The following is a 26,864-nucleotide window of genomic DNA, read 5'->3' as shown; positions in this document are numbered from 1 at the left end:
TCAATGAGTAACGCAGTGGTGCTGCTTCCCGGTTTTTTGGCGGATGGACGGGTTTTTGCGGATCAGGTCGCGGGTCTGAGCCGTGATTATGCGGTGATGACGGCCCCTTTGGCGGGCGACAGTGTTCTGGAAATGGCGGATCATGTGCTGGCCAGTGCGCCGCCACGTTTTGCCCTTGTCGGGCATGATTTGGGCGCGTCAGTGGCCGCCGAGATATTGCGCCGTGCCCCCGATCGGGTGGAGCGTATTGCGCTGATATGTGCCAACGCCCAGTCCGAGCCGCCCAATGCCGCCGCCGCACGCGAGCCGCGTATGGTGCGTGCGCGGTCGGGACGGTTGGGGGAGGTTCTGCTTGAGGATTTGCCCATCGGAGCCTTGGCTAATAGCCCGCATCGCAATGCCATCCGTGATTATTGGATCGACATGGCGCTTGAAGCCGGAATCGAGACCTATTTGCACCAATGTCGGGTGATGCAGCGCCGCCCCGATCAGCAAAATATCCTGCGCCGTGCGCGTTTGCCCGCGCTTGTGATCGGTGGTCAGCATGACACGGTGTCGCCGCCGCGCCGTCAGGATTTCATCGCGCAACTGATGCCGCGTGCGCATTTGGAGATCATCGAGACGGCGGGCCACCTGCCGATGCTGGAGGCGCCACAGACGGTCACGCGGATTTTGCGTACATGGTTACAGGCCCCCGCGCCGTTTGTTTTGACCTGAGGATCATCGCAATGAAAAAACGGCGCCACTCATATGAGGGCGCCGTTTTGCGTTCTGTATGAGCGGGGCGGGGTTAGCCCGCTTTTTTCCGTGTGCCTTTTCCGGCGACCACGCGTGGTCCGGAGTTCTGGTCGATAAATTCGAGAACCAAGGGGCGGATGTTGTTGCGCCAGCTGCGGCCTGCGAAAATACCATAGTGGCCCGCGCCGGGTTCGAGGTGTGAGGCCTTCATGCTATCGGGCAGGCCCGTACACAGATCAAGAGCCGCAACACATTGGCCGGGTGCCGAAATATCGTCCTCGGAGCCTTCGACGGTTTTGACCGCGACATCCGTGATCTTGCCGATATCGACCTTGCGGCCTGCCACAACAAATTCGTTCCTGGCGATCTCGAGACCTTTGAAAATCCGCTCGACCGTGGAGAGGTAGAACTCGGCCGTCATGTCCATAACGGCGAGGTATTCGTCGTAGAATTTGTTGTGTTTGTCGTGCTCTGAGGCCTCGCCCTGGGAGACGCGGCTGATCTGGTCGGTGAAGGCCCGTGCGTGTTTTTCGCTGTTCATTCCGATGAAAGAGGACAGTTGCAACAGGCCCGGATAGACCTTGCGACCTGCGCCTTTGTATTTGAAACCGACCCGTTGGATCATGCTCTCTTCGAGTTGGCCCATGGTGACGCGCTTGCCGAAATCGGTGACTTCGGTCGGGGTCGCATCAGGGTCAATCGGGCCGCCGATCAGGGTCAGTGAACGCGGCTGTGCGCTGGGGTCGTCGTCGGCCAGATAGGCCGTGGCGGCAAGGGTCAGCGGGGCCGGTTGGCACACGGCGATGACATGGGTTTGCGGCCCCATATGTTTCATAAAATCAACGAGGTAGAGGGTGTAATCCTCAACGTCGAATTTCCCCGCGGAGACCGGAATGTCGCGGGCGTTATGCCAGTCTGTGATATAGACCTCGCAGTCGGGCAAGAGCGAGACAACAGTGGAGCGCAACAAGGTCGCGTAGTGTCCGGACATCGGGGCGACGATCAACACCTTGCGCGGCATCTCTGCGCGGCCTTCGACCTTGAAATGGATCAGGTCGCCAAAGGGTTTTGAGACGTCGGTCACGATATTGACAAGGTGGTCGCGGCCATCCTCGCCGACCACGGACTGGATGTTCCAGTCGGGCTTTGTGACCATGCGGGCAAAGGAGCGTTCCGTGACTTCGCCCCATGCTGCAAGCCATTGAAGGGCGGGGTTGGGGGCGAGGGCAAAGGCGGGGTAGGAGCCAAGGGCCTGAGCCGATGCTCCGAGCCATTGGTTCGTGTTACGAACCGTTTCCATCCAGTCATAGCTTGCCATGAAACGCATGGGTCTCTCCTAATAAGGTCAGTGCGCGCGTAACAATTGTGCGCAGAACAGCTTTCCAGAGTTCAACTGTGTCGCTATCTTACTAACATACTCTTACAGCAAAGTGTAATGCTGCAAGTGCAAAATAATCGGGAGGCGGCGAGATGGCTCAAGAAGACTCCGTAAAAAGCGGTGATGAACACGCCGATTTGAAAAAGCTCAACGAGAATATCGAGCGGATCGAGGGGCTGTCGCAACGGCTCAGGGCGGCCCTCGCGCGCAAAAAGCCGATCCCGACCGCACTGCAGGGGCCGAGTCAGGAATTGTACATGAAGGCGGCGAGCGCCTATATGTCCGAGATGATCAACAATCCCGCAAAAATCGTGGATCATCAAATTGGCTATTGGGGTAAAACGCTCAAACACTACGTCGAGGCGCAGCAACGGTTGGCAAAGGGTGATCTGACGCCGCCGCCCGATGAGACCCCGAAAGACCGCCGGTTTTCGAACCCGCTTTGGGACACCAATCCCTATTTCAACTTTCTCAAACAGCAATACCTGACCACTGCCGGGGCGGTGGAGGCGGCGGTTGACGATCTGGATATGGAGGAGCGCGAGCGCAAGCGGATGGAGTATTTCACCCGCCAGATCATCGATATGTTGGCCCCGACCAATTTTCTGGCCACCAATCCCGAGGCGTTAGAGCGCGCGGTTGCGACCGAGGGCGAGAGCCTTGTCATGGGGTTGGAAAACCTTGTGCGGGATCTTGAGGACCACGATGGCGAAATGATTGTGAATCTCGCCGACAAGACGGCCTTCGAGGTTGGCAAAAACATCGGTACGAGCAAAGGGTCGGTGGTGTATCGCAACCGCATGTTCGAGCTGATCCAGTATGCGCCCTCGACCGAGACGGTTCACACCATACCGCTTTTGATCTTTCCGCCGTGGATCAACAAATTCTACATTCTCGACCTCAAGGAACAGAATTCCTTGATCAAATGGGTGGTCGATCAGGGATATACCGTATTCATCGTGTCATGGGTCAACCCCGATGAGAGCTACGCCGATGTGGGTCTGGAAACCTATATCGAAGACGGGTATTTCACCGCGATCGCGCAGGTTAAGGAAATTACGGCCCAAAAACAGATTAACGTAATCGGTTACTGTATTGCGGGGACAACGCTGTCTATTGCCCTCGGGTTGATGAAACAGCGCGGCGACACGTCTATAAATTCGGCGACTTTTTTTACCACGCTTACAGACTTTTCCGATCAGGGGGAGGTGGGTGTGTTTCTCGACGATGATTTCATCGACGGGATCGAGGAAGAGGTCAAAAAATCGGGCATGATGAAGTCGCTCTACATGTCGCGCACCTTTTCGTATCTGCGATCCAACGATCTGATTTATAAACCCGCGATCCGCTCCTATATGATGGGCGAGGCGCCGCCTGCGTTTGATTTGCTCTATTGGAATGGCGATAGCACCAACCTTCCGGGGCGTATGGCGGTGCAGTATTTGCGCGGGTTGTGCCAGCGCGATGAATTGGCGACCACGGGCTTTGAGGTGGGCGGTGACACCGTTCACCTGTCGGAGGTGTCGGTTCCCATGTGCGCCATCGGCTGTGAGACCGATCATATCGCGGCATGGGATGCATCCTATAACGGGGTGCGCAAAATGGGGTCAAAGGACAAGACATTCATCCTGTCGGAGTCGGGCCATATTGCGGGCATCGTCAATCCGCCATCGAAAAAGAAATACGGGCACTACACCAACGATGATCTCACGCTGTCGCCGCAAGAGTGGAAGGCCAAGGCGACCTTTACCGAGGGCAGTTGGTGGCCACGCTGGGAAACGTGGTTGAGCGCACGCTCCGGCGCGCAAATTCCCGCTCGCGTTGAAGGCGATTCGGGGCGTGAAATACTCGCCCCGGCACCCGGAACTTACGTTAAGTCAGGGTGAGCGGGCGGTAAGGGCTTGCTTTGGTTGCATTTTGCTGCAGCGCAGCATTGAGGCTTGATTTTCTGCGCTGCGGCGCGTATATTGTTTGCAGACGCAGAAATTGGCGCCGCTTGGATGTTCCGGGACGTGCGCACAAGTGACCCACCAAGGAGCAATACCATGACCAAGACCGATGATTTGACAAAGATCATGAAAGACATGATGGGTGCATTCCCCGTTGATATGTCTTCCATTCAGGAAACATTCAAAACCCAGGCGTCGCTTGGTGACAAAATGTCCAAAGTGGCTGTTGAAGCGGCTGAAAAATCCACCGAGCTGTCCTCCAAATGGACCAAAGAGACTCTTGCGAAAGTTGCAGAATTCTCCGCAGTCAAAGACGAGCCAATGGATTACACAAACGCAATGACTGCGTTTGCTTCCGCTCAGGCCGAGCTTGCAACCGAGAACATGGCGGCGTTCGCCGAGATCGCCAAAAAAGTTCAGATGGAAACTGTTGAGCTGATGCTTGCCGCTGGCAAAGACATGGGCGAAGACATGACCGCAGCTGCGAAAAAAGCAACGCAAGAACTGTCCACCGCTGCGAAAAAAGCAACGGACGAAGTGACGGCTGCTACGAAAAAAGCGACTGCGAAATAATCGCACTGGACGCTATCGCGTTTTGCCCCCTTTGCGGGTGGCATCTGATGTGTGCCCCTTGACGGGGACAACGGATCGCGAGACGGGCTCCTCCTTTTGGGGGGAGCCCGTTTTCTTTTGCTTTTGCCAAACCCATCGCTTAGCGTTTTCTGCAACGCAATAAGGGAAGGGGAGCCCAATGGCCGATCGAAAAGAGCCTTTGCTGATCAAGCGGTATGCATCGCGACGTCTCTACAATACCGAGACCTCCGACTATGTAACGCTTGAGGATATTTCCGGTTTCATTCGCGCAGGGCGTGAGGTCCAGATCGTGGACCTGAAATCGGGTGATGACCTTACACGTCAGTATCTACTTCAAATCATTGCAGAACATGAAAGCCGTGGCGAAAATGTCCTGCCACTTAATGTGCTGACCGACCTGGTGCGCAGCTACACCACCGATGTCACCTCTGCGGTGCCACAGTTCCTGGCGCAGAGCTTCGAGATGTTTCGCGATGGACAGGAAAAGATGATGCAGGGCCTTGGCGGATCCATTCCGGGGCTCGGCGCAGTGCAAGCGCAGCAAGAAGCCTTTGTCAAAGCGATGACAGGCGGTATGGGCAGCCTTGGGGCGCCGTGGCCGGTCGCCTCCTCCGAGGCCAAAACCAAAGAGACCTCCCGCGAGAGCGAAGACCTTGATGCGATCAAAAAACAGCTTTCCGAGCTTCAGGACAAATTGTCCAAACTAACCTGAAAAGGCGGCCGCGCGGTCTGTATGCAGGCGGCGCGGCGCACATCGAGGACGATCCATGAGCGATACGGGCGGACGATTGACCCTTTGGGGGGTGGAGGTGTTTCTCGCTGCCGCCGAAGAGGGCTCCGTTTCGGCGGCGGCGCGTCGCCTTGGTGCATCGCCCTCGGCCATTTCGCAACAAATCACCAATCTGGAAACCGTGCTTGGCGCGGAGCTTTTGAACCGGTCCAATCGTCCGATGACATTGACCCCTGCGGGACGCATGCTGCGGACCCGCGCGCAGGTGATCCAATCCGAAGCCGCCCGCGCCCGATCCGAAATTGCGGGGTTGGATTTGACCCGCTTGGGGCAATTGCGTCTTGGCATGGTCGAGGATTTCGAGGCCTCCGTCACCCCGACCCTGATCGCGGATATGGCTGACAGCCTGTCAAAGACACAGTTCGAGTTGCAAACGGGGCCGTCGCACCGCTTGCTCGACAAACTCGAACACCGCGCGTTGGATGTCGTGGTTGCCGCGGACCTTGGCCCGCCTGCGGCATGGATGGATGTGCGCCCGTTGCTGCGCGATCCGTTTGTGATGGTGGTGCCAAAGGGACATGGCGCGACATTGGAGGCGCTCGCCGCATTACCCTATATCGAATATACCAGTCGTCACGCGATGGGCCGTGCCCTTTCGGCGCATTTGTCGGAGCAGGGTATGCGCACGCCGCGCCGGTTCGAATTGGACAGCTACCGCGCCATGCTTGCCATGGTGGCGGGGGGGACAGGATGGACAATTCTCACGGTTTTGGGGGCGCAACACGCGGGGCGCTACGCGTCCGAGATCGATGTGCGTCCCTTGCCCGTGGCGCCGCTGTCGCGTCAATTATCGCTTTTTGCCCATACCGACGGGATGCCGGATATGGCCGAGGACATCGCTGTGCGTCTGCGTCCGTTGATCCAGACCCGGGTGGTCGCACCCGCGCTGCAGACATGGCCGTGGCTTGCAGATCAGATCGGCTTGACCGCACCGTAAAACGCCGCCCCCCCACAAGGTGCGGCGTTTGATTTTGGTGACCTGTGGTGTGCGCCTATTCGGCGGCCAGTGTGGCGGCCCTCGCAAGGGTCGCGGCCTCAATCAGGACATCCGCGATGAAATCAAGATCGGCGGTTTGCAGCCGTGCGGGCAGGCGCGTGTCGCAGGCTTTCGACAGCATTTCGCGGGTCATGGGCAAATCGGGTGTCTCGCCCAGAAATTTCCAGTTCCAAAATGCACGGGCGTTGTCGGTGGACAGGCCGAACACCTGAACCGACACGCCGCGCTCTTTGGCCGCTTGTTGAAAGGCTACCGCCGCGTCGCGGTCGAAATCAACGAGGTTGAATTGCAGGCTATCGGGCGCACGCACCTCTTTGTCGAGTTTGGCGGGAACGGTCAGATGGGGACAGGTCTCGAGGCGGGCGGCGACATAATCGTGGTTGGCGCGTCCATCGCGCACACGGCGCGGCACCTCGGCCAATTGCGGACGCACGATGGTGGCGGACATGTTGGACAGGCGCGTGTTGTAGAGCGGCAATTGGTTCTGCCACGTGTCAAACGCCTCTTGTAGGGCGTTGTCGCGTTGGCTGTTGTGCTTTTGCCAGTTGTGTTCATAGGCGCCCGACATGATCACCGCGCGGGCGTAGATGTCGGCGTCGTCAGTGATCATGATGCCGCCTTCGCCTGCGTTCAGGATTTTGTAGGACTGGAACGAGAAACAGCCGATTTTGCCGATGGTGCCGATGTTCTTGCCATCCCAAACCGTACCGAGCGAGTGCGCGGCATCTTCGATAAGGGGGATGCCTTTGGCATCACAGGCCGCCTTGATCGCGTCCATATCGGAGGTATGCCCGCGCATGTGCGAGATCAAAACCGCATCGGCATCGGCCATTTTGGCGTGAAAATCATCAAGGTTGATACGGTAGTTGTCGCCGCATTCCACAAGCACGGGGATGCAATCGGCGTGAACCACCGAGGACGGCACGGCGGCAAAGGTGAACGCGGGGATCAGAACCTTGGCGTCACGTGGCAGGTCAAGCGCCTTGAGCGACAAAAACAGCGCCGCCGAACATGAGGCCACGGCGAGGGCGTATTTTGCGCCAAGCATCTGTGCGAACTCTTGCTCCAACAGGGTCACGGGCGCGTCTTTGGCGGCGGTGTAGCGGAACAGGTCGCCGCTCGTCAAAAGCCGTTCAACCTCGGCGCGGGCTGCCTCGGGGATCGGTTCGGCATCGTAGACATTGGGCGCGTTGGTCATGACTTTCACCATTCTTGAATTCTATCTTCGGAATATCTGTAAGCTCTGGTGCGGCGAAAATCTACGGATACCTGACCGGACAGGCAAAATTTCGCATAATAATGGGACAGGGTCGCCGGGACGCGGGTTTAGGCGTTGTCAGTCACCGAGTGCGCGGCGCCCCGTGCGCAGGAACGCAGCAATCTGCGCGGCAAGGCGCGGCTCGTCATTTTGTGCATTCAGGTGGCGGCGCGCCGCGTCAAACACGCCATCGGGATAGGCCCCCTCGGGCCATGAGGCGTCAAGATAGGTGGCGATTACGGGGGAGGCGAGTTCGGGATGGGGTTGAACGGTGTAGATGGTGTCGCCATACAGTAGCGCGGCGTTGGCGCAGCTTTGCGACGATCCCACGACGTGCGCCCCGGGCGGCAAGTCCACCACCTGATCCTGATGCCATGCGTTCAGATGCACCGCGCCAAGCCCGTCGAAGGTATAGGCTTTGCGGCCAACGGCCCATCCGCCTGTGAACTTTTCAACGCGCCCGCCCATGGCCTGTGCGACGATTTGATGGCCAAAGCAAATGCCGGTGAGCCGCCGCTTGGCCGCATAGGCCGCACGGATAAAGGCCTCAAGCGGTGCGATGAACGCATGGTCCTCATAGGCCCCGTGTTTGGATCCTGTCACAAGCCAGGCATCGGCCTCCCCGACGCTTTCGGGAAACTGCATATCGACCACGCGCCATGTCTGTGTCTCGATGTCATGGGCGGCGAACAGGTCGGAAAAGAGTACAGAGAAATCGCCGTGTGCGGCGACAACGGTGGCGGGCGGATCGCCGCACAGCAAGATGCCCAATTTCATGGTGGACCCTTAGCGGATCAACATCATCCGCGCCCGTTTCGGACGCGGCGCGGAGGAGGGAAGGTGGCGGTTGAGCCGCCGCCCGATCAGGCCAAACACCGTGATCACGACGAGTGTCAGGACGACAAAGAACGCCGCAACAATAGGGTATGGCACAAAGGGGTTGAATGTTTTCTCGGCAAAATAGGACGCATAATAAAGCGCATCGCCCTTTTGCTGCCATGCCGGAAAGCCCGAGAAAAACACAAGCGCCGTGGCGTGGAACAAGAAGATTGCCTCGTTGGTATAGGCGGGCCACGCGAGGCGCAGCATGGTGGGCCATGTGACACGGCGAAAGCGGGTCCACCCGACCATGCCGTAGGCGTCTGCGGCCTCGATGTCGCCCTTTGGCACGGAGCGCAGCGCACCATAGAAGATTTCGGCGGAATAGGCAGATGTGTTGAGGAACAGCACGACCAAAGCGCCCGCCCATGCGCGGGTCAGGTTGCCCGTGGCCAGTGTTATGCCAAAGATGTCGATGCCCGCTTTGGGCAGGGCGACAAACAATTCATAGGCCAGAAAGAACTGGATAAAGAGGGGTGAACCGCGAAACAGAAAGATGAACCATTCTGCGGGTTTGCGCAGCCACTTGCTTGGCGCGGCCTTTGCCATCGCCAAGGCCGTTGCAAATACAAAACCGAGCAAAAGCGCCACAACGCCAAAGTAGATGTTCCATATCATGCCCGACCCGATCAGCGTGACCTGTTCACACAGGGTGATGTCCGCCTTGGGCAACAGGCGCTCGCCCATGCCAATGGAGCGCAGCGCATAATCGGAAATGGTCTGGGCGCAACTCATATGGCTTTCCTCATCTCTTCGCCGGCCACGGTGGCCTGACCATGGGACAGCTTACGGGTGATGCGACCCAGAACGAGTTCGGAAATGCGGGTAAAGCCGAGGTAAAACACCAACAGCGCAAAGAAGTACCACAGCCGCCAATCAGGGTGCGGATAGGTGTATTGTGTGGTTTTGGTCCCGCCCAGTTCACGTGCCCAATACACGATATCCTCGACGCCCAACAAGAACAGCAAAGGTGTGGCTTTGATCAAAATCATCCACAGGTTGCTCAGGCCCGGCAGGGCGAAAATCCACATTTGGGGCACCATAATGCGCCAGAACGATTGGCGGTGCGACATGCCGTAGCTCTCGGCGGTCTCGATCTGGGCGTGGGGGACGGCCTTCATCGCGCCGGCCATGACGTTGGCGGCAAAGGCGCCGAACACGACGGCAAAGGCCAACACGGCAAGGGTGAAGCCATAGAATTCATGCACCGATTGCGGCGAGGAATTAAGCGGTAATTTGGCCGCCGCGCAGACGATAAAGTCGTTGCCTTGGCGGATCGGTTCGGACCAGTCGGGGCATTTCACCTTATGGCGCAGCCACTCGAACCCCTGGTCCATCGCGAGGGGAACAAACAAAAAGAAAACAATGTCGGGCACGCCGCGCACCATTGAGGTGTAAAGCGTCCCGAGCCACCGGATCGGCGCAAAATGCGCCCGCGAGGCCATCGCGCCCGCAAACCCCAAGGCAAGTGCGGCCGGTGCCGTGATCGCCAGCAGCGACAGCACGACAAAGAACGACTTGTAGAACAGCATATGCTTGCCCGTTGTGAGGTAACAGGCGAGCCAGTTCAGGCCGTCAATGGTGGAGGGATCTGTGCAGGATTCAAACATATCAAATGACAAGAGGGGGCCGATACAGGACCGGCCCCACCCCTATATGTCTTAGTACGTTGTGGTGTCTTCGCCAAAGTACTTGATGAGGAGCGCGTTCAAGGAGCCGTCCGCTTTCATGGAGTCGATGGCTGCGTTGAATTTGTCTTTCATCTCGGTGTCGCTTTCACGCAGACCCATGCCGATGCCGCCGCCCAGTGGGACGTCGTCGCCGATAAACATGAAGCCTTGCTCGGTGACGAATGGGACAAGCGCGTCCTTGTCTGCAAATACCGCGTCCACTTCGCCGTTTTTCACAGCGGCGATGGTGTCGTCGAGGGTCGCGAACTCAACAAGTGTTGCGCCCGTCTCGGCCACGTGACCCGCCTGGATCGTGGAGGTCTGTGCCGCCACAACGCCGCCCATGATGTCAGCGTCACCCGACAGGGACGCATAGGCAGATGCGGTTGGCGGGTAGTAGTTTTGCGTGAAGTCAATCACTTCGTCGCGCTCGTCGGTGATCGACATGCCCGCGATGATGGTGTCGTAGTTGCCCGACACGAGGTTCGGGATGATGGTATCCCACTCGTTGGTCACCCACTCACAGGTGAGTTCGGCGCGCGCGCAAAGCTCGTCGCCCACTTCGCGTTCAAAGCCTGCAACTTCGCCGTTGTCGTCGATGAAGTTGTAGGGAGGGTAGGCGCCCTCGGTCCCCATGCGCACGGTGTCGGCGGTGGCGGCTCCGGTCATGAGAGCCAATGCGGCCACGGAAAGGATAAGTTTGTTCATTAAAATACTCCCAGGTTCGTTTTTTTAGGCCGGTACAGTTGCACTCAGAAACTGCCCGAGCCGTTCGGTTTTAGGTGCGCCAAACAGGTCGGCGGGTGCGCCTTCCTCTTCGATGCGACCTTGATGGAGGAAAACCACGTGATCTGACACGTCGTTTGCCATTCGCATATCGTGGGTGACGATGAGCATGGTGCGGCCTTCTTCGGCCAACGCCTTGATCACCTTGACCACCTCTTGTTCCAACTCGGGGTCGAGCGCCGATGTCGGTTCGTCAAACAACAGTGCTTTGGGCTCCATGCACAGCGCGCGTGCGATGGCGGCGCGTTGTTGTTGGCCACCCGACATCTGTGCGGGGTAGACATCGCATTTGTCGCCGATGCCAACCTTTTCGAGATAGGCGCGTGCGGCCTCTTCGACCTCTTTTTTGGGGCGCCCCAACACAGTCACGGGGGCCTCCATCACGTTTTCCAGAATCGTCATGTGTGACCACAGGTTGAACTGTTGGAACACCATCGACAGGTTGGTGCGAATGCGCATCACCTGTTTACGATCGGCGGGCTTGCGATGCAGGCCTGTGCCTTTCCACGCAATCGGCTCTCCCTCGAACAGGATTTCACCCTGCTGGCTGTCTTCCAACAGGTTGGCGCAGCGTAAAAGCGTGGATTTCCCCGACCCGGATGAGCCGATGAGCGAGACGACATGACCGCGCGGCGCGGTCATCGAGACGCCTTTAAGCACCTCAAGATCGCCATATGCCTTATGCAGATCGTGAATTTCGATCACAGGCGTATCCGCAAGCGGATTTGAGTTTGGATCCGTTAATAACATCCGCAGGAGTTAGGGCGAATTTTGAGGCAGATGCAACAAACAACGTCAACTTGACCCCGCGTCGCGTGGTCAACCTAGCCAAAATGGCGGAAATTGGCACGTCAACGGGCAACTATGCGGTCGCGATCACAGCGTTCGAGCATGGTTTTCCGCCTAAAGTGCAGCAAACAGATTCGCGGCCACACGCGGGTCTTGAGGCTGTGGCAGGTCATAGACCTGCGGGTGCGACATACGATTCCCGCTGAGGCCCAAAGTTCTGCGTGAGCGCCCGCGGTTTCACGCACGGGGACATCACCGGTTGTGCGGCTATTTCAGGTTGGCTTCAACGCGTTGCCGCGCCAATGCGCTATCGCGGTCATTCACGCCAAGCAGGTTGGCAACAAGGCGCAGCAGCGTGTCCTCGTCCTGATCGCGTTGCCCGTCGGCCAGAACCACGGCCCACAATCCCTCAATGACGCTTTCGCGGTCCTCATAGGGGACAGCGTCCTTGATCGCGCGGGTAAAGCGCACGGTGTCGGGGGCTTCCAGTTCGAGGATTTCGGCCTGTGTGCGAAGCGCGGTGGTGTCGGCGGGCGTGAGGCCATATCGGGCGCCCAGCACGGTTTCGATCTTTGTAATTTCGGCGGGATCGTAATGCCCGTCGGCCCGCGCCACCCGGACCAAAAGGGCGGCAAGGGCAAGGCGTGCATCAACATCCGCAAGGCGGGGCGGGTTCGGTTGAACGAGGTTCTTTAGAAATTCTGCAAACATGGGACTGATATAGACCGTGGATTTGGAAAATGAAACGGCTGCACGCAACTGTGATTGAGGGGATTTCCCTCAGGTCTTAGTGAAACAAAATGGGCAAAAGTGATGCGACAAGCAAGGTGGCCATGCTCCAGTTGAACACAGTGAGGCGGCGGGAGTTGGTCAACAGGCGGCGCACTTCGGTCCCCATCCATGCCCATACGGTGATGGCGGGAAAGTTCACCATGAGAAACCCGATGCCCACAACGGCGGCCGAGGTCCACCCCTCGCCTTGGGCGTAGTTCGTTTGTGCGCCGATGGCCATGATCCATGCTTTGGGGTTGACCCATTGAAAGGCTGCCGCTTGTAAAAACGTGAACGGCTTGCCGCCCGCTTTGCCCTCTTTGGGAGCTGCGGCATGGGCGATTTTCCATGCGAGCCAGAGCATATAGGCGATGGAAACGACCACGAGGATGCGGCGCAGCACGGGTAGGGCCTCGAACATCTGCGCCAATCCCAGACCGATCACAAACACCATGAACGAGTGGCCCAACGAGATCCCGAGCATATGTGGCAAGGTGCGGCGAAACCCGAAATTGGCCCCCGATGCGAGCAGCATCAGGTTGTTCGGGCCGGGCGTGCCGGAGGCCACAAAGGCAAAGGTCAACAGGGCGAAAAATAGCGTCATATCCATGCGGCAAGCCTATAGCGCATTATGCGTGGTTGTGGTGCGATTTTTGGTGATGGCGGCAATGACGGGGAATGATGTATCCGTCCTGTGCGAGGGCCTGTTTGGCGGGGCCTCGCTTATCGGGGCATGACACGCGAATGTCGGTTCCCGCCGCCCCGCCGGCGTGATACCCGAAAGAAAACCGCATGAGGCAGCCCCCTATGTACCGACCCGATCAAACCGGCATTGACGACCCGGACGTCTTGCGTGCTGCCATGCACGAAATTTCCTTCGGGGCGCTTGTGACACCGCACGCGGCAGGGATCGAGATCACCCATGTGCCGTGGCTTGTGCGCGAAGAGGGCGCAAAGACCTACCTCGAAAGCCACATCGCCCGCCCGAATCCGCATTGGAAACTGGCGGGACAGGGGCAATCGGTGGTGATGTTCCAAGGGCCACATGCCTATATCTCGCCCTCGTTTTACCCGTCCAAAAAAATCCACGGCAAAGCCGTCCCGACATGGGGCTATATTGTTGCCCACGCCCATGGCACGTTCGAGGCGATCCAGGATGGCGATTGGTTGGGCGCACATCTGGCGGCCTTGTCCGCACGCCATGAGGCGGGGCGCGCCGACCCGTGGGCCGTGTCCGATGCGCCCGTGGCCTATATCGCAGCACTCAAACGCGGCATTGTCGGGCTGCGGTTCGAGGTGGCGCGCATGGAGGGGAAGTGGAAGATAAACCAAAGCAAATCCGAACAGGACCGCAACGGCACTTATGCAGGTTTGATGGCCGAGGGAGGGGATATGGCGCGTGATTTGGCCGAAGCGCTTGAGTTCTTTCCAAAAGGCGACGAACAATAGCGGCGATCACGGTGTGACATAAACCATTCTGGGAGGGTTGGTATGTTCTTGAGTGTTTTCGAGATGTTCAAGATCGGCATTGGCCCGTCTTCGTCACACACGATGGGGCCAATGGTGGCCGCCGCACGGTTCATGGCGGCGCTCGCTCAGGCCGATGCCACGCCCGCGCACGTACAGGTCCAGCTGCTTGGGTCGCTCGCCTTTACGGGCAAGGGGCACGCCACCGACCGCGCGTGCCTTTTGGGTCTGGCGGGGCTGAGCCCCGAGACATTTGATCCCGCGCGGGCCGAAGCGGTCTTGGCCGGAATTGCCGCACATCGGGTTTTGCCCGATACGGCCATTGCCTTTGATCCCGCTACCGATTTGATTTTCGACTACGACACCCCGTCCAATGGTCATGCCAACGCGATGCAGATCACGGCCCGTGATGGGGCGGGGGCCACGGTCCTGTCCGAGGTGTATTATTCCATCGGTGGCGGGTTCATTCTGACCGCTGCCGAGTTCGAGGCCGCCAAAGCCCAGGATGCCTCGGCGCGCTCGAACGTGCCTTATCCGTTTCAATCGAGCCGTGAGATGTTGGACATGGCGCAAACATCCGGCCTGAGTATTGCGCAGATGAAACGCGCCAACGAATTGACACAGCGCACGAGCGAGGACCTTGATGCGGGGATCGCGCGGATTTGGCAGGTGATGAACGGCTGTCTGACGCGGGGTCTGACCGCCGGGGGGATTTTGCCCGGTGGGCTGTCGGTCAAACGCCGTGCGCGGGGGATTTTCAACAGTTTGCAGGAGCAACAACATAGCAATCTCGCGCCCCCCCATATCGTCAATGACTGGATTTCCGCCTACGCGATGGCGGTGAACGAGGAAAACGCGGCGGGGGGACAAGTGGTCACCGCGCCCACCAACGGGGCTGCGGGCGTGATCCCCGCATGCATCCGCTATTGGCTCGATCACGTGCCGATGGCCGATCCGGCGGTGTTGCCGGATTTCCTTTTGACCGCGGCCGCAATCGGCGGGTTGATCAAACACAATGCGTCAATTTCGGGGGCGGAATGCGGGTGTCAGGCCGAGGTGGGATCGGCCTCGGCGATGGCGGCCGCGGGCATGTGTGCCGTTCTGGGCGGCACTCCCGCGCAGGTGGAAAATGCCGCTGAAATCGCGCTTGAGCATCACCTTGGTATGACCTGTGATCCCGTCGCGGGCCTGGTTCAGGTGCCATGCATCGAACGCAACGGCCTTGGCGCGATCAAGGCGGTCGCGGCGGCCTCACTGGCGCTGCACGGCGATGGATCGCACCTTGTCCCGCTCGACAGCGCGATTGCGACCCTGTGGCAAACGGGCCGCGACATGAGTGACAAATACAAAGAGACAAGCCTTGGCGGTTTGGCCGTGAATATCCCCAACTGTTGAGTGTGGTATCCTCCAACACGGCCCTGAAGAACGAAAACGGCCCCCCGCAGGAGGCCGTTCGGATCATGTTTCATGCCGGGGTTAGACCAAACGGGAGTTGTCTTTCGCGGCGCGGATGAAATCCTTGAACAGGGGCGCGGGGGCGAAGGGTTTGGATTTCAGTTCGGGGTGGAATTGCACACCGATGTACCACGGGTGGTCGGCGGCCTCGACGATCTCGGGCAGACGTCCGTCAGGGGACATGCCGGAGAAGATCAAGCCACAGCTTTCGAGCTTTTCGCGGTACTTTGTGTCCACCTCATAGCGGTGACGGTGGCGTTCCTCGATCTCGGTCGTGCCATAGGCCGTTGCAACGCGCGATCCCTCTTTGAGCGTCGCGGAGTAAGCCCCGAGACGCATGGTGCCGCCTTTGTTGTCGTCGGCTTTGCGGCGCACGGTCGAGTTGCCCTGAATCCATTCTTTAAGGTGGTAGACCACCGGTTCGAACCGCTTTTCGCCCGCCTCGTGGTCGAACTCCTCGGACCCTGCGGTCTCGATGCCCGCGAGGTTGCGGGCGGCCTCGATAACGGCCATTTGCATGCCAAGGCAGATGCCAAGGTAAGGCACTTTGCGCTCACGGGCGAATTTCGCCGCCTTGATTTTGCCCTCGGTGCCGCGTTCGCCAAACCCGCCCGGAACCAGGATCGCATGAAAGCCTTCGAGGTGAGGCGCAGGGTCTTCTTTTTCAAAGATTTCCGCGTCGACCCATTCGACCTTGACCTTCACACGGTTGGCCATGCCGCCGTGGGTGAGGGCCTCGGCGATGGATTTATAGGCGTCTTCAAGCTGTACGTATTTGCCCACGATGGCAACTTTGACCTCGCCTTCGGGATTGAATACGCGGTCGGCCACGTCGTGCCAGACGGTGAGGTCGGGCTTGGGTGCGGGAGAGATTTCAAAGGCGTCCAGAACCGCCTGATCGAGCCCCTCGCGGTGGTAGGCCAGTGGGGCCTCGTAGATGGATTTGAGATCAGGGGCGGCGATCACGTCCTCTTTGCGGACGTTACAGAACAGCGCAATTTTCTCGCGCTCTTTCTCGGGGATCGGATGCTCGGAACGGCACACCAACACGTTTGGCTGAAGGCCGATGGTGCGTAGTTCCTTGACCGAGTGCTGTGTCGGTTTGGTTTTCAGTTCGCCCGATGCGGTGATGTAGGGCAAGAGCGTCAGGTGCATGAAAATGCATTCGCCACGGGGTTTGTCCTGGGCAAACTGGCGGATCGCCTCAAAGAAGGGCAGACCTTCGATGTCGCCGACCGTGCCACCGATTTCGCACAGCATGAAATCAACTTCGTCGTTGCCGATGTGCAAGAAATCTTTGATTTCGTTGGTGACGTGGGGAATGACCTGAATGGTTTTTCCCAGATAATCACCACGGCGCTCTTTTTCGAGCACATTGGTGTAAACGCGGCCCGACGAGATCGAGTCGGTGTTGCGCGCGGCCACGCCCGTAAAGCGTTCGTAGTGGCCAAGGTCGAGATCGGTTTCGGCGCCATCATCCGTGACGAACACTTCGCCATGCTCGAACGGGCTCATCGTACCGGGATCGACGTTGAGATAGGGGTCAAGTTTGCGCAAGCGCACGGAAAATCCGCGCGCCTGAAGGAGGGCACCCAGTGCCGCAGAGGCGAGACCTTTGCCCAAGGATGAGACAACACCGCCGGTGATGAAAACGTATCTTGCCATGAGTTGAGAGGCTCCCGTGAGTGTCCAAAAAAGAGTGGGGCACGCGAAAAAATTCGCATGCATCACGGGATTTGAGAGCTATCAGATTCGGTCGTCCCGCGCAACCAAACCGCTACATGTTGCGGAATTTCTTTCCGCAACGCCCATGTTTTGGGGTTAATCGACGCTTGGTGGGGCGACGGGTGCATCTGTGGCCGAAGGTGGCAACAGGCTTTCACCCGAGGGCAGCACAGGGGTCGTGACCGTATCATCGACCGTATCCGTGGCTGTGATATTGTCGACAACCGAGGACACATTGGCCTCTTTGCGCGCCAGAACCGTAAGCGTGAGGGAGGTGATAATGAACGCGATTGCAAGGATCCAAGTCATTTTGGACAGTGCCGATGCGGCACCGCGCGCAGACATCGCGTCACCCGCGCCGCCCCCCATGCCAAGACCGCCGCCTTCAGAGCGCTGAAGGAGCACGATGCCGATCAGGCAAAGAGCGATGATGAGGTGGACAACAAGAACGACGTTTTCCATAGATCCGCTTTCGGTTGGTTAGATGCGGCTACTTAAGATGAGATTGCCACAGGCGCAACCCCGCGTGTGGATCGAAGGGCAGATTCATGGTCTGCCGTGCGGCCGGTGCTGTGCGGCGGTGGCGTGGCGGGCATCGCGTTCCAACGCCAAAAGCTGTTGTTTGCGCCACAACCCGCCGCCATAGCCCGTCAATGTGCCGTCCGCACCGATGACGCGGTGGCATGGAATGAGGATTGCAATCCGGTTGGCCCCGTTGGCGCGGGCCACGGCGCGTGTGGCGCTCGGGCGCCCGAGCCGCGCGGCCAATGCGCCATAGCTTTCGCTCTGTCCAAGGGGGATCTCGCGCAAGGCATCCCAGACCGCGGTGGCAAACGCGGCGCCATGATACTGTAGCGGCACATCGAACCGTGTGCGGTGGCCCGCGAAATACTCGGACAGTTCGCGGGCCAATTGGTCGTGGATGGCCGTGCGTCCGATCCCGATGGCGCCGCGTGCGGATTTGGACAGGGCTTGCATCTCTTTGGGCAGAGCCTTGCGGTCCATGAATTCCAACAAATGTAAACGGTGCGCATCCGCTACGGCAATCATCGGGCCAAGCGGTGTGTCGATCCATGAAATCGCCAATAGCGGCGTGGCGCTCAGGCGGGCGGGGGCGGTCCCGAGCAATTTGCCCACGCGGTCGCGAAATGCAGAGGGCGAGGCAAACCCCGCCTCCAGTTGCGCGTCGATGACTTTGCCGCCCTCGCCAAGCACCTCGAACCCGCGCCGCAACCGGTCCAGGCGGGCCATGTCCAGAAACGTCAGGCCAAACTGGCGCTTGAACGCGCGGCGCACGGTGGAGGGATCAAACCCGAGTGCTGTAATGTCGCCTTCGCGCCAGATGTGATCACCCCGCGCCTCGAGCGCGTCGATCAGGGTCGCAATCATCGGATCGGATTCGGTGGCGCGGCGCATCGGGTGACAGCGCTTGCAGGGGCGAAACCCCGCCTCCATGCATTGGCCGACCGTTTCATAGAACTGGCAATTCTCGGGCTTGGGTTTGCGCGCAGGGCAGGTGAGCCGGCAGAAAATGCCCGTTGAGGTGACGCCCACCAGGGCGCGACCGTCATAGGAGGCATCCCGTGCCACAAGAGCGGCGTAGAGCGTCGCGGAATCGGGGAGGGCAAAGAGGTCCATTGGCAAACCTTAGCGCCGCGCCGCGCACCTGTCCGCCGTAAATCGGGCGTGGATGTGCGAATGTCAGGTGCCTTTGCGTGGCGATTGCACCGGGGGGTGCGCGTTTTGTGGTTCCCTCACCGCCGCTGCGGCGCTATACGGGCGCGGGTTTCAATCCAATCAAAGGATTCATCATGGCTAACGTCGTCGTTGTCGGCGCCCAATGGGGTGACGAAGGTAAAGGCAAGATCGTGGACTGGCTCTCGGAGCGTGCAGACGTCATCGCACGGTTCCAAGGCGGCCATAACGCGGGCCATACGCTCGTCATCGACGGCAAGGTCTATAAGTTGCACGCGCTGCCTTCGGGTGTGGTGCGCGGCGGTAAGTTGTCGGTGATCGGCAACGGTGTTGTGCTTGACCCGTGGCATTTGCTCGGCGAGATCGAAACGATCCGTGCGCAGGGCGTCGAGATTACGCCGGACACATTGATGATCGCGGAAAACACCCCGCTGATCCTGCCGATCCACGGCGAGTTGGACCGCGCCCGCGAGGAAGCGGCGTCCAAAGGCACCAAAATCGGGACCACAGGGCGCGGCATTGGCCCGTGTTACGAGGACAAAGTCGGCCGACGCGCCATCCGCGTGGCCGATCTGGCGGATGAGGCCACATTGGAGGCCCGTGTGGATCGTGCGTTGCAACACCACGATCCGTTGCGCAAAGGGTTGGGGTTCGAGCCTGTTGACCGTGACGCTCTGATTGCCGCACTCAAAGACATCGCGCCAAAGATCCTCCCGTATTCCGGCCCCGTCTGGAAGGTGATGAACGAGCAGCGCAAAGCGGGCAAACGTATCTTGTTCGAGGGCGCACAGGGCGCTTTGCTGGACATTGATTTCGGCACCTATCCGTTTGTGACCTCCTCCAACGTCATTGCGGGACAGGCCGCCACGGGTGTCGGCATCGGTCCGGGGTCGATCGACTACGTTCTGGGCATTGTCAAAGCCTACACCACCCGCGTGGGCGAGGGGCCGTTTCCGACCGAATTGCATGATGCGGACGGTCAGCGCCTTGGCGAACGTGGTCACGAGTTCGGCACCACCACGGGGCGCAAGCGCCGCTGTGGGTGGTTTGATGCCGCCTTGCTGCGCCAGACCTGCGCGACCTCTGGCATGAACGGTATCTGCCTGACCAAACTTGACGTTCTGGACGGGTTCGAGACCTTGAAAATCTGCGTGGGCTACGATCTTGACGGCGAGCGCCTTGATTATTTGCCGACCGCGGCGGAGGATCAGGAGCGCTGCGTGCCGGTCTATGAGGAAATGCCCGGTTGGTCGGAAAGCACCGAGGGCGCGCGCACGTGGAACGAGCTGCCCGCGAACGCGATCAAATATGTCCGCCATATCGAAGAGTTGATCGATTGCCCCGTTGCGTTGCTGTCCACGTCGCCCGAGCGCGAAGACACGATCCTCGTCACTGATCCGTTTGCGGATTAAGCGACCTCATGGCTCTGTCCTATACATCCCGCCGCCGTCTGGCCCTGTTGATCCTTGTGGTTGGCCTTCCCGCCTATATCATCGTGGCGGTCAAAGTGGTGAGCCTGTTCGAACGCCCGTCGATTTTGGTCGAATTGGGTGTTTATGTCGGGCTCGGGGTGCTGTGGGCTTTCCCGCTCAAATCGGTGTTCCGCGGGATCGGACAGGCAGATCCCGACGCGGCGCCAAAGCCGTCGGATGACCCGCGCTAGGTGCCGTGCGCGCAAGCGGCCCGCGGGATAGGGAACCCGACATCCGGCACCTATTATCCGGCATTGAATTAAAAAAGGCCGCCCGTGGGGCGGCCTTTTGCGTGGATCTGTTGGGCGCATTATCCGTGTGCGCGGGTCACGGGTTTGAACCGCGATGCATCGGACACTTTGAACTGGCCGCGGCCGATTTTTTTGATTTTACCTTGGCGCAACAGTTGTCCAAAGGACCGCAGACGCTCCTCAAGGGGTTGCTCGTCGGGCATCGCTTCGGCGGCCAGGCGCATGATCTGTGGGCGCGACACGGTGTCTTTGCCCTCGATGTGGTTGGCATAGGCCGCAGCCGCCTCCAACAAGTCCGACAGCCCTTGTGCGCCCATTGTCTCGGCGTAATCGGTAAAACCGGTGGCATTGGCGATGGCATCATCATGGTCCACATCGGCTTCTTCGCGCAACGCAACGGCCGCAGCGGAAATGCGGCGGGGGCGAACGGGCGAAATGTCGGCGCCTTTGATCACATCCTTGGGCGTGTCGATGCGTTGTTCGGAGACCAACATCAGGGGCGGCAGGTCACGGCGTGTGGTTTTTACGCGCTCGGGGCGCTTTGGACGCACAATGCTCGCAAGGTCGTTGCGGTAGATGTTTTTCTCGTCATCGTCGTCAATGTCGGCGTTGCCCGCATCACGGTCGGCACGTTTGGACATCACAGCGGCTTTGAGGTGCTGAATAGCGGAGCGGCGGCGTGAGGAGTCGTCTTTCTCCATCTCGCGCTCGGTCTCGTCGAGGATGCGCGACATGGTGTCATCGGCGGAGGTCGAGAAAATGTTGCGCGTGGCCTCACGGTCGTGCGTGGCCTGCGCGTCATCTGCATCGTCATCGTCATCGTCATCGGCGTCGTCGTCAAACGCGTCATCCACAAGGGGCGCGTCCTCGACCACATCGCCACCGAGCAGAGCGGCAACGTTGTCGAGGGTTTCGGTGTCGGGCGCGTCCTCGTCAGACGCGGCGGCGACAATAGGGTCGGCGATGATTTCGGCGTCAACGCTCTCGGCGGCCACTTCGGCCAATTCGCGCATCAGGTCGTCTTCGTCATCCTCGGACAGGGACGATGCGCCAAGCTCGCGGCGCAAAACAGATGTGATATCCGCGGCACCGGTGTCGGCCTCGTCGAGGTCTTCGGTATAGGTGGCTGCGTCGTCTGCGCTGTCGTCCTCGTCGAATGCGGCCAGATCAATGACAAAATCGTCGTCGTCATCGGTGGCCGCATCGGTGGCTTTGTCCGCCTCCGCGGGGGCCTTTTGCGCATTTTGTTGTTCGGCGATTTCCGCCTCGTAATCGGCGCGGCGCATTTTGATGACGCGGGCGCGGACACGGGTCAACGGATCTTGTGGTGCGGTGGCTGTGTCATCGTCATCCGTTTCGGGTGCGCGGCTTGCCTCGGCGATGTCGGCGGCAAGGTTGGGGTCGATGTCGTGCAGGGCCGACGCACTGTCGTCCAATTCGGTCGCGGTGTCGCCCCCCGTGATGCTTGCCGTGTCGATGTCGAGATTATCCGGAGCGTCAGTGATGTCGGCGGGGGCGGGGTCGTCAATCCGGTCATCAGCGGCGGCGTCAAGGCTCTCGTCCGTGGACGCGCCGGTCGGTGCCTCAGCGGCGTCATGTGCGTCAGCGGCATCCATGACGGCATTCAGATCGATCCCGTCTGTTGGCTCCGTGGCGGTTTCGTCCTCAAAACTGTCCTGCGCCTGTTCGGGCTGGTCGGCTTCCTCGGTGTCGATCCCGACCGTTGTGTCGATTGCGGGTTCTGCGGCAATGTCGGCTGTGGTGGTCGCGGGGGTGTCGAGTGGTGCATCCGTGGCCACGTCAAGGTGATCGGCCTCGAACGATCCCATAAGGTCGTCATCAACGCTGCTGTTGTTTTCGTCGTCGGCGGCGGTCCCGAAGGCGTCTGCGGCATGTTGGTCCTCGGCGAACGGGGCGTCGTCGCGTTTTGCAACGGCGGCACGGATGCGGGCCAGTTTCTCTGCAATCGATCCGTGCGCCACGGCGGCGGTGGCGACTGCGGCAGGTGCCGTGGCGCTTGGGCGTGGTGTTGTTTCTGCCTGTGTTTCGGGCGCGGCGTGTTGTGGCATCGGTTCGGCGGGGGCGGTCGCAAACCCGGCAGCAGGGGCAGCTGCCACCCGGGATTGTGGCGCGGGCGCCTTAGCCGTAGAGGGGGCGGCGACAGGGGCCTTGGCGATGGGGGCGGGGGCGATGGGGGCGGGTGTGGCGGGCGGCTGCGCCAAAGGGGCCGCGATGTCGCCGTTCGGCGCACCCTCGACCTGTCGCAGGATCATCCCGTTCTCTTCCATCTTCGTTTCGACACGGCGTTGGATTTCGCGTTCGGCGATGGATTGAAGCATCTGGGGATCGGGCGTGGGAGGTTCCGCGCCGAAATACCGGTCGTCCGCCGCGAGATCGCGAAAGTACTCTGCGATAGACCGCATCGTGTTGAACGGGTCGTCGAACCCCTCCAGTGTACACGAGAAGGTCCCGTAGGAGACCGTTAGGATTTTGCTATCTGTAACCATGCCGAAACTCACTTTCTGCCCTTGCTTAACGACACCATATTTACCATGAATTGGTTCTCAATTCAGAACGAAACAAGGAAAACAGCGTGATTATTTCCTGTCCAAATTGTGGCGAAGATACCCGGGAAGGGACGTGAGGCATGGCGGTTCCAGTGGTAAAGAGCGATGCGGGGGTCACGGTGCTCGGTGGCGGAAACTCTACGCCTGCAATGCTTTCACAGGCCTTAACACGGGCAAAAACACTCGTGTGTGCCGATGGTGCGGCCCAAATTGCCCTTGAATGGGGGCATGTGCCCGATGCGGTGGTCGGGGACTTCGACAGTTTGGACAATAAGGCACGTGACCTTATTCCTGACGCGCGTTTTTACCACGTTCCAGAACAGGACAGCACCGATTTCGAGAAATGTCTGACCCGCATTGATGCGCCCTATGTCATAGGCGTCGGGTTCATGGGCGCACGGGTGGATCACGAATTGGCGGTGCTGGGTGCGATGGTGCGCCATGCGGACAAGCGCATCGTGCTTTTGGGCAGCCATGATATCTGTGTGCATCTTGTGGGGGCTGTCACGCTGAACCTGCCCATCGGCTGTCGCGTGTCGCTGTTTCCCATGGCGCCCGTCACGGGGCGCTCGACCGGATTGAAGTGGCCGATCGGGGGGATTGATTTTGCGCCCGACGGGCGTGGCGGCACATCGAATGAGGCCACCGAGACGCAGGTGCGCATAGAGATGGACGGGGCGGGGATGTTGTTGTTCCTGCCGCCCGAGGCCTTGGGGGCGCTGTTGGCCGGTCTCGGGATCTAACCGGCGCGGGCCATTGTTTTGGACCGTTAGGTGTTCGGGCGGGTCAACACATAGATCGCGGCAGCGCTCATACAGACGGCCTGAATGATCAGCACCTTGGCGGGCAGGGCAAAGAGGACCGAGGCCGAAAACGTCACCGCCATCATGCCCACGGCGATCATTTTGAATTTTGGCGCAATTGATCCTGTGTCTTCCCACGCGCGGATCGGCGGGCCAAAATGGGCGTGTTCGATCAGCCAGTGACGCAGGCGGGGCGACCCTTTGGAGAAAAAATACGCTGCGAGGATCAGGAATACGGTGGTCGGCAGCAAGGGCAGCACCGCCCCGATGAGGCCCAAAGCCACGCAGAGCCACCCGAGGGCCAGATGTAGGTATTTGTGCATCACGTCCGCCATTTGGCTATCCTAGAGCTGATCTCTTTCGAAATCATGTAGGCGATTGACCGGCCGGGTCGAGAGCCGTGTCGCTCATGTTAGCGCTCCCGGCGGCATTTCGCACCACAAATTGTCTATCGTCCACGTGGGCGCTCTTTTATAAGCGGGCCGACTCATACATGCCTCCGGGGAGATGCACCAAATGTCCGAGACCCTATCACCGATCGATACAGCCAAATTTGTCGCCTCCAAACGCGCCGTTGAATTCGTCGAGGATGGCATGAAACTGGGCCTTGGCACCGGATCCACCGCCGCATGGATGGTGCGCTGTCTGGCCGAACGTATCCGCGAAGAGGGGCTGAATGTTGTGGGTGTGCCCACCTCGACGCGCACGGCCGAACTGGCGCGGTCGTTGGGGATCAAGGTGATCTCGCTGGATGAGGCCAAATGGCTCGACCTGACCATTGATGGTGCCGACGAATTCGACGCCGAGCTGAACCTGATCAAGGGGGGCGGTGGCGCGTTGTTGCAGGAGAAAATCGTGGCAACGGCCTCGGACCAGATGATCGTCATCACCGATGCGGCCAAAGAGGTCGAACACCTCGGGGCCTTCCCGTTGCCAATCGAGGTGATCCCGTTCGGATGGCAGACCACCAAAACGCTCGTTGAGGAAGCTCTCGGTTCGATGGATGTTTTGGGGCAATCGTCCACGCTGCGGATGAATGGCGAGGTGCCGTTTGTCACGGACGAGGGCAATCACATTGTCGACCTGCACCTGCAACGGATCGGCAACGCGCGGCAACTGGCGCTCGTGCTCAATCAGGTGCCGGGTGTGGTCGAAAACGGTCTGTTTATCGACATTTGTGATAAGGTCATCATCGGCCACGGCGATGGGCGGGTACAGACCAAAGACATCATCACGGGCGAGGATAGCGAGCGCACAATCGAGTTCGCCGAGACCGACAATATCTTTGCCGACCTGTGATGTGACGCGCGGACCCACGCAAAATTGACCCTATGAGACCCCGTTTGCAACCGCAGGCGGGGTTTTCCTTTGGTGGCAAAGCCCCTACATCTACATCCGACTTTAGACTTTCCCAATTAGACAACGACAGGCGGAACAAATGGCGTTTGATTATGATCTTTTCGTGATCGGTGGTGGCTCTGGCGGTGTGCGTGCGGCACGTCTGACCGCGGCGGACGGACACAAAGTGGCACTGGCCGAGGAGTACCGTATGGGCGGCACCTGTGTGATCCGTGGCTGTGTTCCCAAAAAACTGATGGTGTTTGCGTCCCAGTATTCATCGGCGGCCACCGAGGCCGCGTCCTACGGATGGGACATCACGCTTGGCGCGTTCGACTGGCCGCAGTTCCAAAGCCGTCTCAAGGCCGAGTTGACCCGCCTTGAAGGGATTTACACCAAGAACGCCGGAAATGCAGGGGTCGAGATCATCGCCCAACGCGCCACGGTGAAGGATGCGCATACCGTGACCTTGGCCGATGGCACCGAAGTTACCGCCAAACACATCCTTGTGGCGACAGGTGGCACGCCGTTCGTGCCTGATACGGTTCCCGGGATCGAACATGCGATCACGTCGAACGAGATTTTTGATATCGAAACCCTGCCCGAACGCATCCTGATTGTGGGCGGCGGCTATATCGCCTGTGAGTTCGCCTGCATCTTTAACGGTTTGGGCGCGGATACCACGCAGTATTACCGCGGGGCGCAGATTTTGCGCGGGTTTGATGACGAGGCCCGCGGCCATATTTCCGAGCTGATCGCAGGGCAGGGCGTCAATCTGCACGTTGGTACAGATGTGGAGCGCATCGAAAAGCGCGATGATGGCCTGTGGGTCAAAGCCACCGACGGGCGCGAAGAGATGTTTGACGTGGTGCTTTATGCCACGGGCCGCACGCCCAAAACCGAGGGGCTTGGCCTTGAGGCTGTGGGGGTTGAGCTTGGCCGTGCAGGCGAGGTCAAGGTGGACGATTACGGCCAGACCAATATCCCGTCGATCTTTGCCGTGGGCGATGTGACCGACCGTATCCAGTTGACCCCTGTGGCGATCCGCGAGGCGGTGGCGTTCCACGAAACGGTGTTCAAAGGCAACCCGACCAAACCGGACCACGTCTCTGTGCCGTCCGCGATTTTCACACAGCCCGAATATGGCGCGGTGGGCATGACCGAGGAACAAGCACGCGACGAGCGCCCTGTCGAGGTCTACACGGCGGCCTTCCGCCCGATGCAAAACGCCTTTATCGAGAAAAACGAACGCGTCTTGTTCAAACTCATTGTGTGCTCCGAAAGCCGCACGGTTCTGGGCTGTCACATCATTGCGCCCCATGCGGGCGAAATGATCCAGTTGGCGGGCGTGGCCGTAAAGATGGGAGCAACCAAAGAGGACTTTGATGCCACCGTCGCGGTCCATCCGACGATGGCAGAAGAGATTGTTTTGATGAAAGAGCCCACACGGGTTCACAAGTAAGCCGGTTTCGGGCGCGAAAGCGGGACAGGG

The 26,864-nt window shown here is 59.6% G+C and carries 26 protein-coding genes; 12 read left to right on the top strand and 14 right to left on the bottom strand.

Going from position 1 to position 26,864, the window contains the following annotated elements:
• The first annotated feature begins 3 nt into the window (after positions 1–3).
• On the top strand, positions 4–717 hold the full coding sequence (locus ACN0Q0_RS01320; RefSeq protein WP_417241545.1) for an alpha/beta fold hydrolase: 714 nt from the start codon (positions 4–6) through the stop codon (positions 715–717).
• Positions 718–790: 73 nt separating this feature from the next.
• Here ACN0Q0_RS01320 and phaZ read toward each other — a convergent pair whose 3' ends face one another.
• A complete protein-coding gene (gene phaZ, locus ACN0Q0_RS01315) occupies positions 791–2,065 on the bottom strand; it encodes a polyhydroxyalkanoate depolymerase (RefSeq protein WP_417241544.1) in 1,275 nt (424 codons plus the stop codon).
• Between the two features lie 143 nt (positions 2,066–2,208).
• Between phaZ and ACN0Q0_RS01310 the strand changes: the two genes are divergently transcribed.
• From ACN0Q0_RS01310 to ACN0Q0_RS01295, 4 genes are all read left to right on the top strand, one after another.
• A complete protein-coding gene (locus ACN0Q0_RS01310) occupies positions 2,209–4,002 on the top strand; it encodes a PHA/PHB synthase family protein (RefSeq protein WP_417241543.1) in 1,794 nt (597 codons plus the stop codon).
• A gap of 159 nt (positions 4,003–4,161) precedes the next feature.
• The gene (locus ACN0Q0_RS01305; RefSeq protein WP_417241542.1) at positions 4,162–4,638 is read left to right on the top strand and encodes a phasin family protein; all 477 of its coding nucleotides are present in this window, start codon (positions 4,162–4,164) and stop codon (positions 4,636–4,638) included.
• Between the two features lie 178 nt (positions 4,639–4,816).
• Positions 4,817–5,371: a polyhydroxyalkanoate synthesis repressor PhaR gene (gene phaR, locus ACN0Q0_RS01300; protein WP_417241541.1), complete on the top strand. Its 555-nt coding sequence runs from the start codon at positions 4,817–4,819 to the stop codon at positions 5,369–5,371.
• Positions 5,372–5,426: 55 nt separating this feature from the next.
• Entirely contained in the window at positions 5,427–6,386 is a 960-nt protein-coding gene (locus ACN0Q0_RS01295) for a LysR family transcriptional regulator (protein ID WP_417241540.1), read from the top strand.
• Positions 6,387–6,441: 55 nt separating this feature from the next.
• On the opposite strand, the gene ACN0Q0_RS01290 is transcribed toward ACN0Q0_RS01295, so the two are convergent.
• The 8 genes from ACN0Q0_RS01290 to ACN0Q0_RS01255 form a co-directional block, all read right to left on the bottom strand.
• Positions 6,442–7,644 carry a DegT/DnrJ/EryC1/StrS family aminotransferase gene (locus tag ACN0Q0_RS01290; protein ID WP_417241539.1) on the bottom strand — a complete coding sequence of 401 codons (1,203 nt, stop codon included), beginning with the start codon at positions 7,642–7,644 and terminating at the stop codon, positions 6,442–6,444.
• Between the two features lie 138 nt (positions 7,645–7,782).
• Entirely contained in the window at positions 7,783–8,481 is a 699-nt protein-coding gene (locus tag ACN0Q0_RS01285; RefSeq protein WP_417241538.1) for a type 1 glutamine amidotransferase, read from the bottom strand.
• Between the two features lie 9 nt (positions 8,482–8,490).
• The gene (locus ACN0Q0_RS01280; RefSeq protein WP_417241537.1) at positions 8,491–9,318 is read right to left on the bottom strand and encodes an ABC transporter permease; all 828 of its coding nucleotides are present in this window, start codon (positions 9,316–9,318) and stop codon (positions 8,491–8,493) included.
• Positions 9,315–10,193: an ABC transporter permease gene (locus ACN0Q0_RS01275; RefSeq protein ID WP_417241536.1), complete on the bottom strand. Its 879-nt coding sequence runs from the start codon at positions 10,191–10,193 to the stop codon at positions 9,315–9,317. The genes ACN0Q0_RS01280 and ACN0Q0_RS01275 overlap by 4 nt, the downstream gene beginning before the upstream one ends.
• Before the next feature lie 51 nt (positions 10,194–10,244).
• Entirely contained in the window at positions 10,245–10,961 is a 717-nt protein-coding gene (locus tag ACN0Q0_RS01270) for a transporter substrate-binding domain-containing protein (protein WP_417241535.1), read from the bottom strand.
• 24 nt (positions 10,962–10,985) lie between these two features.
• A complete protein-coding gene (locus tag ACN0Q0_RS01265) occupies positions 10,986–11,789 on the bottom strand; it encodes an ABC transporter ATP-binding protein (protein ID WP_417241534.1) in 804 nt (267 codons plus the stop codon).
• Positions 11,790–12,095: 306 nt separating this feature from the next.
• Positions 12,096–12,539, bottom strand: coding sequence for a TerB family tellurite resistance protein (locus ACN0Q0_RS01260; protein WP_417241533.1), 444 nt, complete (start codon positions 12,537–12,539; stop codon positions 12,096–12,098).
• A gap of 76 nt (positions 12,540–12,615) precedes the next feature.
• Positions 12,616–13,209, bottom strand: coding sequence for a LysE family translocator (locus ACN0Q0_RS01255; protein ID WP_417241532.1), 594 nt, complete (start codon positions 13,207–13,209; stop codon positions 12,616–12,618).
• A gap of 182 nt (positions 13,210–13,391) precedes the next feature.
• On the opposite strand from ACN0Q0_RS01255, the gene ACN0Q0_RS01250 reads away from it, so the two are divergent.
• Both ACN0Q0_RS01250 and ACN0Q0_RS01245 read left to right on the top strand, forming a co-directional pair.
• On the top strand, positions 13,392–14,048 hold the full coding sequence (locus ACN0Q0_RS01250) for an FMN-binding negative transcriptional regulator (RefSeq protein ID WP_417241531.1): 657 nt from the start codon (positions 13,392–13,394) through the stop codon (positions 14,046–14,048).
• Positions 14,049–14,090: 42 nt separating this feature from the next.
• Positions 14,091–15,461, top strand: a complete 1,371-nt coding sequence (locus ACN0Q0_RS01245) for an L-serine ammonia-lyase (RefSeq protein ID WP_417241530.1) — start codon at positions 14,091–14,093, stop codon at positions 15,459–15,461.
• A gap of 81 nt (positions 15,462–15,542) precedes the next feature.
• Here the strand turns inward: ACN0Q0_RS01245 and ACN0Q0_RS01240 are convergent, their stop codons facing one another.
• From ACN0Q0_RS01240 to ACN0Q0_RS01230, 3 genes are all read right to left on the bottom strand, one after another.
• Positions 15,543–17,186 carry a CTP synthase gene (locus ACN0Q0_RS01240; RefSeq protein ID WP_417241529.1) on the bottom strand — a complete coding sequence of 548 codons (1,644 nt, stop codon included), beginning with the start codon at positions 17,184–17,186 and terminating at the stop codon, positions 15,543–15,545.
• Positions 17,187–17,342: 156 nt separating this feature from the next.
• Positions 17,343–17,708 (bottom strand): preprotein translocase subunit SecG, encoded by a 366-nt coding sequence (gene secG, locus ACN0Q0_RS01235; RefSeq protein WP_417241528.1) that lies wholly within the window; start codon positions 17,706–17,708, stop codon positions 17,343–17,345.
• A gap of 84 nt (positions 17,709–17,792) precedes the next feature.
• Positions 17,793–18,884 (bottom strand): bifunctional transcriptional activator/DNA repair enzyme AdaA, encoded by a 1,092-nt coding sequence (locus ACN0Q0_RS01230; RefSeq protein WP_417241527.1) that lies wholly within the window; start codon positions 18,882–18,884, stop codon positions 17,793–17,795.
• Between the two features lie 173 nt (positions 18,885–19,057).
• Here ACN0Q0_RS01230 and ACN0Q0_RS01225 point away from each other — a divergent pair, with 173 nt between their 5' ends.
• Both ACN0Q0_RS01225 and ACN0Q0_RS01220 read left to right on the top strand, forming a co-directional pair.
• Positions 19,058–20,353 carry an adenylosuccinate synthase gene (locus tag ACN0Q0_RS01225; protein WP_417241526.1) on the top strand — a complete coding sequence of 432 codons (1,296 nt, stop codon included), beginning with the start codon at positions 19,058–19,060 and terminating at the stop codon, positions 20,351–20,353.
• An 8-nt stretch (positions 20,354–20,361) separates the two neighbouring features.
• Positions 20,362–20,604: a DUF2842 domain-containing protein gene (locus ACN0Q0_RS01220; protein ID WP_417241525.1), complete on the top strand. Its 243-nt coding sequence runs from the start codon at positions 20,362–20,364 to the stop codon at positions 20,602–20,604.
• Between the two features lie 119 nt (positions 20,605–20,723).
• Here ACN0Q0_RS01220 and ACN0Q0_RS01215 read toward each other — a convergent pair whose 3' ends face one another.
• Positions 20,724–23,171, bottom strand: a complete 2,448-nt coding sequence (locus ACN0Q0_RS01215) for a hypothetical protein (protein ID WP_417241524.1) — start codon at positions 23,169–23,171, stop codon at positions 20,724–20,726.
• A gap of 140 nt (positions 23,172–23,311) precedes the next feature.
• Here ACN0Q0_RS01215 and ACN0Q0_RS01210 point away from each other — a divergent pair, with 140 nt between their 5' ends.
• Entirely contained in the window at positions 23,312–23,974 is a 663-nt protein-coding gene (locus ACN0Q0_RS01210) for a thiamine diphosphokinase (RefSeq protein ID WP_417241523.1), read from the top strand.
• Between the two features lie 26 nt (positions 23,975–24,000).
• Here ACN0Q0_RS01210 and ACN0Q0_RS01205 read toward each other — a convergent pair whose 3' ends face one another.
• Entirely contained in the window at positions 24,001–24,357 is a 357-nt protein-coding gene (locus ACN0Q0_RS01205) for a YbaN family protein (RefSeq protein ID WP_417241522.1), read from the bottom strand.
• Between the two features lie 193 nt (positions 24,358–24,550).
• On the opposite strand from ACN0Q0_RS01205, the gene rpiA reads away from it, so the two are divergent.
• Complete coding sequence (rpiA, locus tag ACN0Q0_RS01200; protein ID WP_417241521.1) at positions 24,551–25,333, top strand: ribose-5-phosphate isomerase RpiA; 783 nt, start codon at positions 24,551–24,553, stop codon at positions 25,331–25,333.
• Positions 25,334–25,472: 139 nt separating this feature from the next.
• The gene (gor, locus tag ACN0Q0_RS01195; RefSeq protein WP_417241520.1) at positions 25,473–26,834 is read left to right on the top strand and encodes a glutathione-disulfide reductase; all 1,362 of its coding nucleotides are present in this window, start codon (positions 25,473–25,475) and stop codon (positions 26,832–26,834) included.
• Positions 26,835–26,864: the final 30 nt, after the last annotated feature.

This window comes from Celeribacter sp., assembly GCF_048259695.1.
Taxonomy (GTDB): Bacteria; Pseudomonadota; Alphaproteobacteria; order Rhodobacterales; family Rhodobacteraceae; genus Celeribacter.
The sequence above is the reverse complement of the archived record's forward strand: the minus strand, read 5'-3'. Positions and strand labels throughout refer to the sequence as shown.